This window comes from Salifodinibacter halophilus, assembly GCA_012999515.1.
Taxonomy (GTDB): Bacteria; Pseudomonadota; Gammaproteobacteria; order Nevskiales; family Salinisphaeraceae; genus Salifodinibacter; species Salifodinibacter halophilus.
This window is the reverse complement of the sequence record JABEEB010000001.1, coordinates 772,438-789,127: the sequence shown is the minus strand read 5'-3', so window position 1 is coordinate 789,127 and position 16,690 is coordinate 772,438. Positions and strand designations below refer to the sequence as shown.

Sequence of the window (16,690 nt, the reverse complement as noted above, 5' to 3'; positions counted from 1 at the left end):
TCGTCACCTGGTTAGTAGCCGCATGGCTTAGCATCTATCTTGAAAAGACAATGGCACCGGATGACGATGCCGGCCCGGGATGGTTTTATAAGCCCAACTGGCGTTGCACGGAGGCGTGGTCACAGGTCTTGATGGCGTTCTAGAGCGCGGTGGCCAATGTCGCCGCGATACCAAGCGCCCGGCCAATCGATAGCCGCCGCACCGCGATAGGCGCTCGCCTGTGCGTCGGCGATGCTGCTGCCGAGCGCCGTCATACAAAGCACTCGTCCGCCGGCTGTGCGCACGCTGTCGCCGTCGCCCAGCCGGGTCCCAGCGTGGAACGCAATCGCCGTGTTGTCGACGGCATCGAGGCCGCGAATTGCATGGCCTTTCTCGATTGAGCCGGGGTAGCCCGCGCTGGCCATAACCACACCGAGTGCAACTTGGTCGTGCCAGACAGGCTCCAACGTGTTCAGATCGCCATTCACGCCGGCCTCGACGAGGTCGACCAGGTCGCTTGCCAGGCGCATGCAGATCGGCTGCGTTTCCGGGTCGCCGAGCCGAACGTTGAATTCCAGAACACGCGGGTTATTGTCGCTATCGATCATCAAGCCGGCGTAGAGAAAACCGCGAAATGCGCGTCCGTCGGCGGCCATGCCGTGGACGGTTGGTTCGATGATCTGCCGCATGGCACGCTCAGCAACGGCGTCCGTGACCACGGGCGCTGGCGAGTAGGCGCCCATGCCGCCCGTATTGGGCCCGGTATCGCCGTCAAAGGCCGGTTTGTGGTCCTGTGAGCTGGCTAATGGCACGATGTGTGTGCCGTCGACCATAACCATGAAACTGGCTTCTTCACCTTCCAGATAGCGTTCGACCACGATCCGGCCGCTATCGGCCAACATGCGTTGGGCAGCGGTCTCGGCGCTGGGTCGGTCCGGCGCGATTTCCACCCCTTTGCCGGATGCCAGGCCGTCAGCCTTGATAACGATCGGCGGGGGTAAGCTGGCGATGAAATCGATCGCGGCCGCGTCGTCCGTGAATACGGCGTAATCCGCCGTCGGAATATCATGGCGATAGAGAAAATCCTTGGAGAAGGATTTGCTGGCCTCGAGTTCGGCTGCTGCCGCATTCGGACCGAAACACGCTAGCCCGGCGGCCTCGAAACCGTCGACAACGCCGGCGGCGAGGGGGGCTTCCGGGCCAATCACGGTCAGCGTTATTTCATTTTCCCGCGCGAAATCGACCAGCGCCTGGGTGTCGTCATCTGCGATTGCAACGTTGGTCATGCGCGTATCGAGCGCCGTACCGGCGTTGCCGGGGGCGACGAAAACGGATTCAGCACGCGGTGAAGCCGCGATTTTCCAGGCTAAGGCATGTTCGCGGCCACCGCCGCCGACGACGAGGATGCGATGCATTGTTGAGTGCGCAGACATAAGGATGGATCGGACGAGTCAGTGACGCTAAAGGCTAGCAGAGCCACCGTCTTTTGGCTTTGTATAGAATATTGATTTTTGCCAGCTCGGAGTGCGTTGATGACGGCCAACCAGACATTGTATGAAGGCGGCTTCGTCCGTATTCGTAAACGTGGCCGTTGGGAGTTTGCCGAGCGCGTCAACGCGCGTGGTGCCGTGGTTATTGTTGTTCGAACCGAGGCCGATCATGTGTTGCTGGTCGAGCAGTATCGCGCACCAGTCGATGCGCCGGTGATTGAGTTTCCCGCGGGATTGGTCGGCGACATTGCGGGCGAGGAAGACGAGGCGCTGGAACGGGCCGCAAGCCGCGAACTCGAAGAAGAGACTGGCTATCGTGCGGGCACTTTCGAACTGTTAACCAGCGGCCCGCCGAGTGCGGGCATGGATAGCGAGATCACCTGGTGGATGCGAGCGCGCGATATAGCGCGCGTTGGTGACGGCGGCGGTGACGACAGCGAGGCGATCACGGTGCACGCGATTCCGTTGGCAGAGATCAATGCCTGGCTCGAACAGCAACGCGAAGCCGGCATACTGGTCGATCCCAAGGTTTATGCGGGTCTGTATTTCCTTATGCAGGAAGATAATGCCTGACCACGCTGATCTCACATGGGGCGATTGTGGCCGGACTCGCCAGGCAGGCGGCATACCCAGGTGCGAGATGGAGCGGCAATAAGTGCCATTTCTCGTCGTCGACGCGCGCACAGCCGGGCGCTAATCGAACACGTTTAAGGCGGCCGAGGCCGACGCGCCCGCTCGCCTTGATTGTGGCTTCGCGCGCACACCAGAAATCAAAAAAGGCGCTCGGTACAGCGGCTGTGGCAGCGCGTTCATCGTCGCTTGTTTCACGTGCGATGCGTGGTGGTATGCGCTGATCACGTGTCTCGATGTCGAGGCCAAGCGTGAGTTCGTACGATAGGGCGCAGGCCACCAAGTCGCGACTATGCGAGATGTTGAACGACGGTCCATCGGCGAGCGTGGGCCGGCCGTCGCCGGCGTAACCGAGCGTAGCGAGTTTGTCGCGCGACTCGCCGGCTGCCGATAAAAGCTTGCCCAACAGCCACAAGCCGGCGTGTGTCTGACGGCGTGCAGATGCGCTTGCCATGCTGCTAAGCCGCTGTTGTTGCTGCGAAGGGAGGGTGTCGCGCGGTAGAATATCGATAGCCAGCGCCGCTGCCTCGTCGATCGGCAGCGTGGCGATCCACACTCGAGATCGAGACATTGCGGTGGGGCTGGGTTGATGTTCTGACTCACCAGTCATTTCGCAGCATGTTAACGCGCGTTGAATCGTCAAAAATTGAATCGGCGTTTTCGATAGAGCCCGACGAAGCAACACGTCGCCGACTTGTCGATTGGCACACCACCTACGGGCCGGTTTATCGCGTCAGGCGCGCTGACGGCGACGGCAACCAAGATTGGGTGATCCACCAACCGGATGCTGTGCGCGACGTGCTGGCCCGGCGTTCCGGACAATTCACGAAAGGCCGTGGCCTAGATCGCGTCAAGATTCTACTGGGCAACGGCATCATGGTCAGTGAAGGCGACTTTTGGACGCGTCAGCAGAAACGCATGCAAGCCGCATTCCGCCCGAAAACGCTTGCCGAATTCAATCCAATGATCTTCGACGAGTGCGTGGCCGAAGCCGATCGGCTGCGCGATAGGCTCGATGCCGAGCGATATGTCGATATTGCGCCGCATATCAGCGAGCTGATTCTGATCATCGTCTTGAAAGCCATTTTTGGCCCCGACTACGAAACGCTGGTTGCCCGGGAGGACAATCCATTCCGGTTGTTGACTGCCGAACCGACGCGCGATTTGTCCTTCGCGCGCCGGTTTCATGCACTGACGCAGCAGATCGGGCAACTATTGGCTCGGCGTTGTGATACATCGGCGACCACATTTGATTTTCTCGGCCATTTGGCGAACTCGGTTGTCGCTGGCGTCATGACCGAGCGCGAAGCGATCGACGAAGTCATGACGTTGATCGTGGCCGGCCATGAAACGACAGCCAGCGCGCTAAGTTTTGCCTGGCATCTGTTGGCCACTCACCCCGATGCAACGGCGCGTGCACAGGCTGCTGCGGATACGGTCGATGAACACCGGCTGCGCGCAACTGGTGGCGGTGAGCGCGGTCAGCTCGACTGGATCGACCATGTCGTAGCCGAAACGCTACGGCTTTATCCACCGGGGTGGTTGCTGTCGCGGCGCGCACTTGCTGACGTTGACGCGGGAGGATACCGGATTAGCGCGGGCGAGCAGGTGTATGTCAGCCCTTACGTGCTGCATCGTGATGCTTCGATATGGCCGCGACCGACGGCGTTCGAACCGTCTCGATTCGAGCGTGCATTGGATCGCGCCAAACGTTTTGCCTACATACCGTTTGCAGCGGGCGCTCGGCGCTGTATCGGCGAGCAATTAGCGCGTATAGAAATGCGCACGCATCTAGTCACCATGTTGCGGCGTTTCACGCCATGTGCCGCCGGCGACGATCCGCCGGCGGTTGATGCGGCTATAAATCTACGGCCAGCAGGCGCTATTCCTATACAATTCGCTTTGCGCTGACAACCCGGGAGCAAAGTGTCGAAGTTTCAAACACTTGATGGTGGGCTGGACCACGCCATCGAGCATGAGATCGACGTCGGATTTATCGACGGTGCCAACGACGAGCGCCATCAGAGCGCCGCGCTCATCAAACGTGCGGCGGATCGCACGCTGGGCGTACTGCAGGATGAAAATCTCGGTCGTGGCGACCATCTGATTCTATTTGTCGACGATACGTTGCGGTTCGTGCAGTTTTTCTGGGCGGCGATCCGTGGTGGTATTGTGCCGGTGCCGCTGGCGGCGGGCACTGGCCGTGCCGAACGCGACAAATTGCTGGCGATCTGGCACAAGCTGGACCAGCCACGAGTCGTCGCCGATGTCGAACAGATCGCAACGATTCGTGCTCGCCTCGAAGAAAGCGGCGATCTTGAAACGGCCCGTCGTTTGGTCGCTACAACCATCGCCGATCAACCGCCCGCATCCGCATGCGAGGCTGAGCCTGTAGCGTCCGATCCGGACGATGTCGCGCTGATCCAGTTTTCGTCGGGTTCGACCGCAGCGCCGAAAGGCGTCGAACTTACGCATGCCAACGTCGTGGCTAATATCCACGCGATCAATATCGCTTCAGGTTTCCAAGCCGATGACGTGGCACTGTCGTGGATGCCGTTGACCCATGACATGGGTTTGATTGGTTTCCATTTAACGTTTCTTTGTCTCGGGCATCACCACTATCTGATGCGGCCGGATCTTTTCGCGCGCCGACCGCGGCTATGGCTGGACAAGGCCGCCGAAAAGCGGGCAACCATCCTGTGTGCGCCCAACTTCGGTTATCGCCACACACTGCGCGCGATCAATGCGCGCGGCGTGCCCGATATCGATTTGTCGGCAGTGCGGCTGATCTACAACGGTGCCGAGCCCATCGTGCCGGCGCTGGCGCGCGATTTCGCGGCCGAGCTGGCGCCAACCGGTCTGGCTGTGAATGCGCTGTTTCCGGTCTACGGATTGGCCGAGGCCAGTCTCGCGGTGGCGTTTCCGGCACCTGGCACCGGTCTGGGTACAGTCTGGGTGGACCGGCGTCGGTTGGGCGTGGGTGAGACCGCTGAGCATGTTGACGAAATGTCCGAACACAGTGTTGAACTGGCTCGGCTTGGCCGCTCGGTTGGTAATACAGATCTGTTGTTGGCCGGCGACGACGGCAAGCCGGTCACGCCGGGCACTGTCGGGCATGTGTTGATTCGTGGCGATAACGTTACCGGCGGCTATTACGATGCCCCCGAAGCTAATGCGGCGGCGCTGCGTGCCGACGGCTGGCTCGATACCGGCGATCTCGGGTTCGAATGCGATGGTGACCTGGTTATAACCGGTCGCGCCAAGGAAATCATATTCCTCAACGGCCAAAACCTTTATCCACAGGATTTAGAAACACTGGCCGGCGACACGGCCGGAATCCAAGCCGATCGTGTCGCGGCAGTCGGTGTTAATGCGGCGGGCATCGATGGTGACGCGCTGGTGCTTTTCGCCGTACATCGTGGATCGGCGGCGGATTTTGTCGATACGGCACGCGCGCTCGCGGCGAAGTTGAATGAGGCCGCGGGGGTGTCCGTGTTTCGCGTCCTGCCAATCAACCGGTTGCCCAAGACCACCAGCGGCAAGATCCAGCGCAGCCAACTGGCTGCGTCGCTTGAAGCCGGCGAGTTCGACACCGTTATCGCTGAGTTGGATGAGCTGATGCCCGTGGCCGACGAGAACACGACCGATAGCGGTGGCGACGATGCTGCTTCACGCTTGCTCGCGATCTGTCACGAGGTCGCGCCGGACAAGCAAGTCGGCCCGGCGGATAATCTGTTCGAGATTGGCTTGTCGTCGCTCGAGCTCGCGCAGATCCACGAGGGTATTGAATCTGACTGGCCGGGGCGCCTCGAGATAACCGACCTGTTTGATTATCCGACGGTCAACGATCTGGCAGCGGTTCTGGGGCAGGCAGATTAAGCCTTTTGGCGACGTGTGGGGTTGCGTGGCGAGCCCGCACGTCGCCGTTATCGAATGCGCTAAGTACGCACGTGGCGATTGGCCGCAAATGCATGGTATCGAGCCGGCTTCGGGCTAGGTGTGAACAATCCGAGGCTCGTCTTGGCCAAGCTGTGTGGCGAGCTCGTCTGTTTTTGTGTCGAGATCGTCGTGCCGGCCGACTGCGATTGGCTGAGCCACCTCAAACTCGATGCGCGCGAATGGTTTCGGGATGATTAACCGATCCCAGGTGTTGAGCTGCCAATAGCGATCGGCACGACAGCGTAATGGCAGCAGCGGGAAACCGGTAAGCTGGGCGAGCCGAGCTGCGCCGGATTTCGCTTCCAGCGCGGGGCCGCTTGGACCATCTGGGTGGATCAATGGCGTCACCCCGGCCTGGAGGGTTTGATAGAGATCACGCAGCGCCCGCGCCCCGGTTCGATTGGCTGAGCCACGAATGGCTTCACCGCCGAGGCGAGTGACAACGCGTGCGGCGAATTCGCCGTCCCGCGACGGTGAGACCAGAAACCCCGGTTGCAGGCCGTTGCGGCGCTGTGCCAATAGGTGGCTGACGGCCGGCGCCAACTCGCGGTGCCAGCAACAAACGATGCGCGGTGTGCTGACATCATCCACGATGGCGCGGGACGGTTGGGTACGCCAGCTCGCAGTTAACGCTTGGATCAACGCGCGTGCAGGCGGCGCGGCGGTGTTGATTCCGATGCGTTGTCGCCAGCTTAAAAGCGGTCGGGCGGTTGCTTGCTGGTGGTGGTGTTTATGGTTCACGGCTGCATCACGGCGGGCTGACGGTTAGACTGCTCGGACAAGCTAACGGCCCGAATGTCGATGGCTCATTGCGCGTGGTCTGACGGCGACGCTTGCGGCCATCAAACATACGACCATGTCCACAATTACCCATTTGTACGGCCGTGCGCCGGCACTTTTGACCGATTTATACCAACTCACAATGGCCTACGCCTATTGGTATAACGGTACGGGGCAGCGCGAAGCCGTGTTTCATCTGTTCTTTCGGCGGGCACCGTTCGACAATCGGTTTGCCATTGTCTGTGGGCTGGAAACAGCGCTGGACTATATCACCGAGCTTAGCTTTGATCGCGATGATATCGCCTATCTCGCAACACTCGAAGACCATGCCGGCGGCCGGCTTTTCTCCGATGGCTTCCTCAATTACCTGGCTGAGTTCCGGTTTTCCGGCGCGGTCGACGCGGTGGCCGAAGGCACCGCTTTGTTTCCCGATCAGCCGATGCTGCGTGTTCGGGCACCGATTCTGGAAGCCCAGTTGCTTGAAACCGCGCTGTTGAATCTGACCAATTTCCCAACCCTGGTTGCGACTAAAGCCGCGCGCATGGCCCATGTCGCCGGTGACGATCTGGTGGTCGATTTTGGTCTCCGCAAGGCGCAAGGTATCGACGGCGGCGTTTCTGCCGCGCGAGCGGCGTTTATCGGCGGTTGCGCGGGCACGTCCAACGTGCTGGCGGGGCGGATTTTCGATATTCCAGTGTTCGGCACGCACGCCCACAGCCTGGTCATGGCTTTCGAATCCGAGCTCGACGCATTCGAAGCTTACGCCGAGGCGTTGCCGGACAACTGCGTATTCCTCGTGGATACCTACGACACTCTGGGTGGCATCGAGAACGCGATCGCCGCCGGACATAAGCTGCACGCCCAAGGCCACGAAATGGTTGGCGTACGCCTTGATTCAGGCAACATGGCGGAGTTGGCGACGACAGCGCGTCGTATGTTGGATGAAGCCGGCTTTCACGAGGCCCGGATCGCCGCCAGTTCCAGCTTGGATGAGCATGAGATAGCTGATATCAAGGCCGCCGGTGCGCCGATCGTGTTCTGGGGCATTGGTACCCGGTTGATCACCGCGCAACCCGATGCCGCCTTGGACGGGGTGTACAAGCTGGCGGCCGTCAAGAACTCAGAGGGCCATTGGTCCTATCGGATGAAGCTCTCCGACAGCCCGGGCAAGCTGACGCGGCCCGGTGTGCATCAAGTTCGACGTTTCGTCGATGATGCGGGCGCACCGAGCGCCGATCTGTTGTTCGATGAAGCTGCGCCGAATACCGCTTGGGCCGCCGATGACGCGCAGGGATCGCAAGTGTTCGATCAAACCGCGCCCCACAACGATCTGCTACAGCCGGCCATTCGTGCCGGGAAGCGCGTAGATAACGGCGCAACGCTGGTCGACAGCCAGGCGCATGCACGCGCCCAGTTCGCGTATTTCGCCACGCGCCCAGATTATCCAGCGCTCGTGGATCGCTACCTCGAGCGCTCGACAGCCGATTTGCACACATGGTTGCACTCGCAGACCGGGGCGGGCGCGGCGCAAACGACTCCGGAGTCGACATGAGCGAAGCGCTGCTGCTGGTCGATATTCAGAACGACTTTCTGCCCGGCGGCGCGCTGGGTGTGCCGGATGGCGATGCCGTGGTGCCGGTTGCCAACGCATTGATGCCGATTTTCGAACATCGCGTTGCCAGCCAGGACTGGCATCCGCCCGACCACGGTTCGTTTGCCACACAACATCGCGGAGCTGAGCCGTTTCAGATCGGCGAGCTCGACGGTTGCGAGCAGGTCCTCTGGCCCGAGCATTGTGTCCAGCAGACGCCGGGTGCCGGTTTCGCCTCGGCACTCGATGTAGCATCGATTGACTACGTCGTTCGCAAGGGCACTGACGCTCGCATCGACAGCTATTCGGCGTTCTACGACAACGACCACCGAAAAGCTACCGGTTTGACCGATCATCTGCGGACCCGTGGCATCGATACACTGATCGTGGTTGGCCTGGCAGCCGATGTCTGTGTCAAATTCACGGTGCTCGACGCGCTCGCCGAGGGCTTCGGGGTGTGGCTCGTTCGCGATGGTATCCGCGGCGTTGACATGGCCACGGGCGATACTGGTGCGTCGATCGACGCGATGCAGAAGGCGGGCGCCGAACTCTGCACCAGCGGTGTATTGCTTGCCCGCGCCTAAGTAGAACCAGCGTGTGCCGCTATTTTCCTATAACCGCTGGCGTGTCGGGATCGTGTTGGTGCTAGCTGGCTATGGCATCCAACCAGTTATCGATGCATGTCAGAACGCGTGCCACGACTGGTGGGTGGTGATCGCCGGTGCTGCGCGCGCTGATCCGCCACAGCGGTCGTTCCAATGCGAGATCAGCCAGTTCGACCGTCTGAACGGCGGTCAGGGCGCTGGCCTGGCGCGTCGCGTGCTGGCTGACGCAGGCCAGCCCTGCGCCTCCGGCCACGGCACGCACAATAGCACCACTATCGTTGCAGATCAGATGGGCGGATGGCGGTGGATAACCGGCTAGCGCGAGGCTTTGTTCAAATACGGCGCGACTGCCGGACCCGGCTTCGCGACCGACCCAGGGATGGGTGTTAAGTCGATCGACGGCAATGGTATCGACCGGATAATCGAGAGGCGCGATCACGTGCATGTGATCGGTTCGCCATGGCTGGGCGACGATCCCGGCGGATTGGTTTGGCCCCTCGATGAAACCGACGTCGACGTCGCCGTCAGCCACCCATGCCCCGACGTTGGCGCTGTTATCCAAGCTTAGTTCGATCAGCGTATGTGGATATTGACGGCGAACCGCTGCCAGGGCTTCCGGCAGGATATAGCGCGCGATGGTGCTTGAGGCGGCAATACGAACGCTGCCGCTGAGGACGGCATTGTCGTCGGGGTCGACAAGCTGATCGGGAATGGCGCGGAGTCGCGCCAACGGTTCATCGGTCAAGGCGGCCAATTGGCGCGCATGGGCTGTTGGCACCAGCCGGCGGCCGTGGCGCTCGAAAAGCTGCACCCCCAGGCTGCCGGCAAGCTCGGTTAGTGCTTGGCTGACGGCCGCGTCACTTAAGTGAATCGCCTGGGCTGCGCTGTGTATCTGCCCATGACGCACCACGCTGGCGAATATGTCGAGTTGTCGAAGGGTAAACGGTGATGCCGCCATAATATTAAATAAAATTTAATTAATAATTGAATAATAAATGATTTTATTTAATTAAGGATCCGGCTATCGTCGATCACGTTCTTTGATAGCCGGTGTTGGATCGTGACCCATCTGATTGTTGAGCGTGTTGGTTGGCACTTAGCCGATTTTGCTACCACCGCCGCGCGGCGCAGTGCCGGTCTGGCGCTTTGTAGCGGGTTGGCCGCGGCTTGTTACTTACTTGCCCAATGGCCCTGGCTGAATAATACGGTTCCGGTTAGTCCGCTGATGCTTGGCGTTCTTGTCGGTGTGCTCGTGCGCGGGGTTGTGCCACATCTGGGTATTTTCGAGCCCGGTATCGCGTGGGCGCTTCGTTATGTGCTGCGCGCTGGCATTGTATTGCTCGGTTTCAGGCTGGCGTTTGCCGATCTAGTGTCAGTTGGTATCGGTGGCATGACATTGGTCGTTGTAGTTGTGTGCTCCACGCTGGTCGTTGGTATCGCGCTCGGCCGACTGCTAAAGCTGCCGGATACTTTAAGTGTGTTGATCGCGACCGGGTCTGGGATCTGTGGTGCCTCGGCTGTAGTTGCCATCGATGGCGTGATTCGAGCGCGCGAGCAGGATGTGGTTTGTGGCGTGGCACTTGTCACGGTGTTCGGTACCGTGGCCATGTTTGTCTATCCGTTGCTCGGCCACGCGCTCGGGTTGCCTGAGTCGGCATTTGCGGCATGGGTTGGTAGCTCGATTCACGAAGTCGCCCAGGTCGTGGCTGCTGGATTTACGTTTGGCGGCGGTGCTGGTCCCGACGCCAGCGTGTTCAAGCTCGCCCGCGTGGCCATGCTTGTGCCGGCGTGTGCGGCACTCGCGGTGTGGTGGCGAGCGAGTAATCACACTGCACAGGCTTCTGGTGGCGGGGCCAAATTTCCGCTTTTCATTCTCGGTTTTGTCGCCGTTGTGATCGTCAATTCGTTTCTGCCGATCGATCACGCAACCCATAGCGATCTGGTGAAACTCGATAGTGCCTTGCTCGCCGTGGCGATGGTGGCCATGGGGCTTCAGACGCGGATCATGACTTTGATCCAACTCGGTTGGCGGCCCGTTCTACTTGGCCTGGCAACGACAGTGTGGATTGGCGTGCTTGGCTTGGGCGGCGCGTGGTTTCTGCTTGGTTAATCGCTGACCCGGTGGTTGCCGTTGAGCACAGGGAATTTTTTGTTCGCAAGATGAGTCCAGTACTATCGCAGTCATCATAAACTGACCAACTGCCAGGACTGCGGTTTGGTCGGACCAGCGGAGCGCAAAATGAATACGGCAGTGGAAGACCTGACACTCGATACCCGGCTCGCTATGGACTTGCGCCAGCCGTTTCCGAATTCTACGAAAGTTTACGTGGAAGGTTCACGCCCGGATCTGCGTGTTCCGATGCGTGAGGTTGCGCAGACGAACACCCCGGCGACATTCGGAGTGGAGAAAAACCCCGCGGTTACGATTTACGACTGCTCCGGTTTGTACACAGACGCGGATGCATCGATCGACCTGGCTGCCGGGTTGCCAGTGTTGCGAGCCAATTGGATCGCCGAGCGCGGTGATACCGAGCCGCTGTCCGAATTGTCTTCGGACCACGGGCGCGAGCGATCCGCCGATATGGCCACCGGCCACCTGCGTTTCCCGAATACGCCCAACCCGCGCCGCGCTCGATCTGGTGCCAATGTGTCGCAGATGCACTATGCGCGCTTGGGGCACATAACGCCCGAGATGGAATTCGTCGCCATCCGCGAGAATGCGCGTATCGACGAGATTCGCGACTCGCGCTTGCTGCGTCGACACGAAGGTCAGAGCTTTGGCGCCAATCTACCAGAGCACGTCACGCCTGAATTCGTTCGGGACGAGATTGCGGCCGGGCGCGCGATTATCCCCAACAATGTGAATCATCCGGAATCCGAGCCGATGATCATCGGCCGCAATTTCCGGGTCAAGGTCAACGCCAACATGGGCACGTCGGCGGTCACGTCGTCGATTGCCGAGGAAGTGGAGAAGATGGTCCGGGCCACGCGCTGGGGCGGCGACACCGTCATGGATCTATCCACCGGCAAGCACATCCATGAAACGCGCGAATGGATCATCCGCAATGCGCCGGTCCCGGTGGGCACGGTGCCGATCTATCAGGCGTTGGAAAAGGTCGATGGCAACGCCGAAGAACTGACTTGGGCCATGTTTCGCGACACGTTAATCGAGCAGGCCGAGCAGGGCGTCGATTACTTCACCATCCATGCTGGCGTACGTCTGCCCTATGTGCCCATGACAGTCGAGCGCGTAACCGGCATCGTCTCCCGCGGTGGCTCGATCATGGCGAAATGGTGCCTGGCCCACCACCAGGAGAGTTTTCTCTACGAAAACTTTTCCGAAATCTGCGAAATCATGGCTGCTTACGACGTCGCTTTTTCCCTGGGCGATGGTCTGCGGCCGGGTGCCATCGCAGACGCCAACGACGAAGCCCAGATGGCCGAGCTAAAAACACTGGGGGAGCTTACCGAGATCGCCTGGGCGCACGACGTTCAGGTCATGATCGAGGGGCCGGGGCATGTGCCGATGCAGCGTATCAAGGAAAATATGGACGCTGCATTGGAAGATTGCCACGAAGCACCGTTCTATACGCTGGGGCCGCTGACGACCGATATCGGTCCGGGTTACGACCACATCACCTCGGCGATTGGTGCGGCCCAGATTGGTTGGTACGGCACCGCGATGCTTTGTTATGTCACACCTAAAGAGCATCTTGGGCTGCCGAATTGCGACGATGTCCGCGAAGGCATTGTTACCTATAAGATTGCCGCCCATGCCGCTGATCTGGCCAAAGGCCATCCCGGCGCGCAGATCCGCGACAATGCGTTGTCCAAGGCGCGCTTCGAGTTTCGCTGGGACGATCAGTTTAATCTCGGCCTGGATCCCGAAAAGGCACGTGAATACCACGACGCGACCCTGCCCAAGGATGCGGCCAAAGTCGCTCATTTTTGCAGCATGTGCGGGCCGAAATTCTGTTCCATGCGAATTTCGCAGGAGGTCCGCGAGTTCGCGCACGAGCGGGGGATTCACTCGGCCGACGACGCCATCGAGGCCGGTATGACTGAAAAAGCCGAACAGTTCCGTGCCGGCGGCAGCGAGATCTATCAATAGGAACGTTTGTGACGACCGGGGTTCTCCGTCACGCCGACTGCGCCGCCCACGACATGGGCGGCGGGCATCCCGAATCTCCGGCGCGGATGCAGGCCGTCGACCGTGCGCTCGACAGGATCGAGCCATCGGCATGCGTTCAGTTTGAAGCGCCGCTTGCTTCAATCGAGGCGTTGAAAAAAATACACGGCTCGGATTATGTCGACCGGATTGTCGAAGCGGCGCCGACTACTGGCCGGGTATCGCTGGATGGCGACACGGCGATGAACGCCTACAGTCTGGCCGCCGCGCAGCGGTCAACCGGTGCCACGCTAGCCGCCGTCGACGCTGTCGTGGCCGGCACGATCGGTAACGCTTTTTGTGCGGTTCGGCCGCCGGGCCACCACGCCGAAAGCGAGCGTGCCATGGGCTTTTGTTTGTTCAACAGTGTGGCGGCTGCCGCGGCTCACGCACTGGATGAACATGGCTTCGAGCGCGTGGCGATCCTGGATTTCGATGTCCACCACGGCAACGGCACCGAAGATATATTTCGCGATGAGTCGCGCGTGTTGTTCTGCTCCACGTACCAGAACCCGCTGTTTCCGTTTCCTGACGACACCAGTGTGCCCGGGCGTTTGATCAAAACGCCGCTCGCGGCGGGCGAGGGCCGCGAGGCCTTTCGGCGAGCCGTGCAACGTGACTGGTTGCCGGCACTCGACGCCTATCAACCGCAATTGATTCTGGTTTCGGCGGGCTTCGATGCGCATCGAGATGACCCGTTGGCCAATCTGATGTTGGACGCCGACGACTTCGCATGGGTAGGTGAGCAGATCGCGGGCGTTGCACGGCAATACTGCGCCGGCAAGATGGTCGCGACCTTGGAAGGCGGCTATGACCTGTCGTCTTTAACCGAGAGCTGTACTGCGTATCTGCAAACATTGGTCGCGCACGGCTAAAGGCTGCGCGCGGGCCGCTTGTTCGTAAATGAGTGCGCGCTGCGGGATTGTGGCGCTGTGTTGCCTGGGTCACGCATCTAACGGCGCAGAGCCGTGTCGGGCGAGGAGATTGACCGCTAGTCCGCGGTCAATGCTGTCGTCTGCGTAGCGCGGACGACCGATCACGAGATTAATACGACAAATAGTCGTAATGTATTGATTATAAATACATAATTGGTGCCGAGGAGAGGACTTGAACCTCCACGAGCGTATGCTCACTAGCACCTGAAGCTAGCGCGTCTACCGATTCCGCCACCTCGGCCTGGAACGCGAAATCTAGTGATTGATGGCGGCGATGTCAAACACCGAACGGCGATTCAGTGAGTTAGACTAATGTCGCAATGACAGAATTACGAAACAGCCGCCCTGACGCGTGGTGGCAGCGCGACCCTGATTACGACAAAGAGTGTGCGAATTATTCGGCGCCTGTGCCAAGCCGGCGCCTGATTGCCGCCGATCTTGCGGCGCACGAGGCTGAGATCGACCGTGAAGCATTGGTTGCTGGCTACGCACTTGGCGACCCGGACCGTATTGACGCACTCGACCACCGAGTGCGTGCGATGCTGCGCGACGGCGAGCTGGAATCCGACTCGGAAGGCATGATTCGTCCCGTTCAGCGCAAAACTCGCATTCGCGGCCGGGTGCAGGCGCACCGTGGCGGGTTTGGCTTCGTTATCCCGGATGACGCTGACACGGAAGACGTTTTTTTGCCGCCACCCCAAATGCGGGGCGTGATGGCCGACGACCGGGTCGACGTGCGTTTGAAATCGGAGCAACAAAACGGTCGCCGGGTTGGGCGTGTGCTGCACGTCGTCGAGCGCGCACGCGATACGTTCGTGGGCTATCTCCAGCCTGAACACGCCGGCTGGCAATTGCAGACAGCCGACAGCGCCAGCAACGGCGGGCCGATTCTGGTTGCCGATGCTGACCGCAACGGCGCCGACGAGCATAAGATCGTTGTGGTTCGGATGACGCAGCCGCCGAACAAGCGCGCACCGGCGCGCGGCGAAGTCGTCGAGATTCTGGGCGACCGGCTTGAGCCGAGCGCCGAGATCGAACGTGCCATCCGCGCCCATGACCTAACGGATCGTTTCCCGGATGCGGTAGACAGCGAGGCAGCTGCCTGGGGCGATACCGTCTCTGAAACCGACAAACGCGATCGTGTCGATCTGCGCGATCTGCCGTTGGTGACCATCGACGGCGCCGACGCCAAGGATTTCGACGACGCGGTTCATGCCCGGCCGACCGATAAGGGGTGGCAACTCTGGGTGGCGATTGCCGATGTGGCGCATTATGTGTCGGCGGGGTCAGCCTTGGATGCAGAAGCCGCCGAGCGTGGAACATCGGCGTATTTCCCGGGCCGCGTCGTGCCGATGCTACCGGAAGCCTTGTCCAACGGCCTTTGCTCACTGCGTCCGGAAGTCGATCGCTTGGCGCTGGTTTGTGAAATGCAGATCGACCGCCGCGGCCAGATTCAATCCGGCCGTTGGCGGGAAGCCGTCATACGCTCGCATGCGCGGCTGACTTACGATCAGGTCACCGATTGGCTCGAGCAGCCGGAGAATCGACCGTCAGAATATGATGGGGTGGCGCAGCCACTGGCTGATCTGCGCGCGGTTTACGAAGTGCTGGCCGAAGCCCGCCACGAGCGCGGCGCAATTGCGTTCGAAACCACGGATCCGCACTTCATCTTCGGCCCTGAGGGGCGCATCGAGAGCATTGTGGCCGCCGAGCGCGGGGTCGCGCATCTGATCATCGAAGAATGCATGATTGCGGCTAACGTCGCGACCGCGCGCGAATTAGCTGAGCAGAAGTTGCCGACGCTGTATCGGGTCCACGGTGGTCCAACCGCTGACGGCCTGGCCGATCTGCGCTCGTTTCTCACCGAGCGCGGATTATCGCTGCCACGTAACCGTCAGCCCGTAGCGGCCGATTTCGACCAGGTGCTGGCCAAGGCGCGCGAGCGCGATGATGCACATCTCATCCAGACCGTCATGCTCCAGAGTCTATCGCGCGCTTATTACGCGCCGGACAATGGTGGCCACTTTGGCTTGGCGCTCGACCACTACCTGCATTTCACATCACCGATTCGCCGTTATCCGGATCTGTTGGTCCACCGTGGCATCAAACATCTTCTGGCCGGCAAGCCGCTCGGCCATTTCGCCTACGATCATGCCGCGATGGTGGAGCAGGGCGAAGTCGCATCGGCGGCCGAAAAACGTGCTGACGACGCCGCACGCGAGGTCGATGATTGGCTGAAGTGCGAATATATGCGCGAGTCGGTCGACGAAATCTTTGACGGAGTGGTAGCCAACGTGGCTTCGTTTGGCCTGTTCGTCGAGCTCGATGATGTCTACGCGACCGGGATGGTTCACATTAGCGAACTCGGTGACGATTATTTTGTCTACGATGCCGATCGCCGCCGTCTTGTCGGACGCGATGGCGGTACAGTGTTCGGGCTTTGCGACCGGGTGTCGGTGCGCGTTGTCCACGTGGATGTCGACGCGCGTAAGATCGAGTTGGCGCTGGTGGCTGCGCCCGCTAGCCAGCGCAGCAGGCGTAAACGGGCGAAAACAAAATCGAAGAGTTGACGG

The 16,690-nt window shown here is 60.5% G+C and carries 13 protein-coding genes and 1 tRNA gene; 9 read left to right on the top strand and 5 right to left on the bottom strand.

Annotated features, from left to right (window positions below):
• Window positions 1-119: 119 nt before the first annotated feature.
• Entirely contained in the window at window positions 120-1,394 is a 1,275-nt protein-coding gene (gene purD, locus HKX41_03605) for a phosphoribosylamine--glycine ligase (protein ID NNC23240.1), read from the bottom strand.
• A gap of 117 nt (window positions 1,395-1,511) precedes the next feature.
• Between purD and HKX41_03600 the strand changes: the two genes are divergently transcribed.
• Window positions 1,512-2,042, top strand: coding sequence for an NUDIX hydrolase (locus HKX41_03600; protein ID NNC23239.1), 531 nt, complete (start codon window positions 1,512-1,514; stop codon window positions 2,040-2,042).
• Here the strand turns inward: HKX41_03600 and HKX41_03595 are convergent.
• Complete coding sequence (locus HKX41_03595; GenBank protein NNC23238.1) at window positions 2,020-2,670, bottom strand: 4'-phosphopantetheinyl transferase superfamily protein; 651 nt, start codon at window positions 2,668-2,670, stop codon at window positions 2,020-2,022. The two genes, HKX41_03600 and HKX41_03595, sit on opposite strands and share 23 nt — an antisense overlap.
• Window positions 2,671-2,717: 47 nt before the next feature.
• Here HKX41_03595 and HKX41_03590 point away from each other — a divergent pair, with 47 nt between their 5' ends.
• Complete coding sequence (locus HKX41_03590; GenBank protein ID NNC23237.1) at window positions 2,718-4,010, top strand: cytochrome P450; 1,293 nt, start codon at window positions 2,718-2,720, stop codon at window positions 4,008-4,010.
• 15 nt (window positions 4,011-4,025) lie between these two features.
• Window positions 4,026-5,978, top strand: coding sequence for a non-ribosomal peptide synthetase (locus HKX41_03585; protein NNC23236.1), 1,953 nt, complete (start codon window positions 4,026-4,028; stop codon window positions 5,976-5,978).
• Between the two features lie 114 nt (window positions 5,979-6,092).
• Here HKX41_03585 and HKX41_03580 read toward each other — a convergent pair whose 3' ends face one another.
• Window positions 6,093-6,779, bottom strand: coding sequence for a lysophospholipid acyltransferase family protein (locus tag HKX41_03580; GenBank protein NNC23235.1), 687 nt, complete (start codon window positions 6,777-6,779; stop codon window positions 6,093-6,095).
• Between the two features lie 115 nt (window positions 6,780-6,894).
• Here HKX41_03580 and HKX41_03575 point away from each other — a divergent pair, with 115 nt between their 5' ends.
• Entirely contained in the window at window positions 6,895-8,370 is a 1,476-nt protein-coding gene (locus HKX41_03575) for a nicotinate phosphoribosyltransferase (protein NNC23234.1), read from the top strand.
• Window positions 8,367-8,993 (top strand): bifunctional nicotinamidase/pyrazinamidase, encoded by a 627-nt coding sequence (pncA, locus tag HKX41_03570; GenBank protein NNC23233.1) that lies wholly within the window; start codon window positions 8,367-8,369, stop codon window positions 8,991-8,993. The genes HKX41_03575 and pncA overlap by 4 nt, the downstream gene beginning before the upstream one ends.
• 61 nt (window positions 8,994-9,054) lie before the next feature.
• On the opposite strand, the gene HKX41_03565 is transcribed toward pncA, so the two are convergent.
• On the bottom strand, window positions 9,055-9,972 hold the full coding sequence (locus HKX41_03565) for a LysR family transcriptional regulator (GenBank protein ID NNC23232.1): 918 nt from the start codon (window positions 9,970-9,972) through the stop codon (window positions 9,055-9,057).
• Window positions 9,973-10,074: 102 nt separating this feature from the next.
• Between HKX41_03565 and HKX41_03560 the strand changes: the two genes are divergently transcribed.
• The 3 genes from HKX41_03560 (at window position 10,075) to HKX41_03550 (ending at window position 14,057) form a co-directional block, all read left to right on the top strand.
• Window positions 10,075-11,124, top strand: coding sequence for a putative sulfate exporter family transporter (locus HKX41_03560; GenBank protein ID NNC23231.1), 1,050 nt, complete (start codon window positions 10,075-10,077; stop codon window positions 11,122-11,124).
• 129 nt (window positions 11,125-11,253) lie between these two features.
• Window positions 11,254-13,125: a phosphomethylpyrimidine synthase ThiC gene (gene thiC / locus HKX41_03555; GenBank protein ID NNC23230.1), complete on the top strand. Its 1,872-nt coding sequence runs from the start codon at window positions 11,254-11,256 to the stop codon at window positions 13,123-13,125.
• A 53-nt stretch (window positions 13,126-13,178) separates the two neighbouring features.
• Window positions 13,179-14,057, top strand: coding sequence for a histone deacetylase family protein (locus HKX41_03550; protein ID NNC23229.1), 879 nt, complete (start codon window positions 13,179-13,181; stop codon window positions 14,055-14,057).
• A 214-nt stretch (window positions 14,058-14,271) separates the two neighbouring features.
• Here HKX41_03550 and HKX41_03545 read toward each other — a convergent pair.
• A tRNA-Leu gene (locus HKX41_03545) sits at window positions 14,272-14,358 on the bottom strand.
• 79 nt (window positions 14,359-14,437) lie between these two features.
• Between HKX41_03545 and rnr the strand changes: the two genes are divergently transcribed.
• On the top strand, window positions 14,438-16,687 hold the full coding sequence (gene rnr / locus HKX41_03540) for a ribonuclease R (GenBank protein NNC23228.1): 2,250 nt from the start codon (window positions 14,438-14,440) through the stop codon (window positions 16,685-16,687).
• Window positions 16,688-16,690 lie beyond the last annotated feature (3 nt).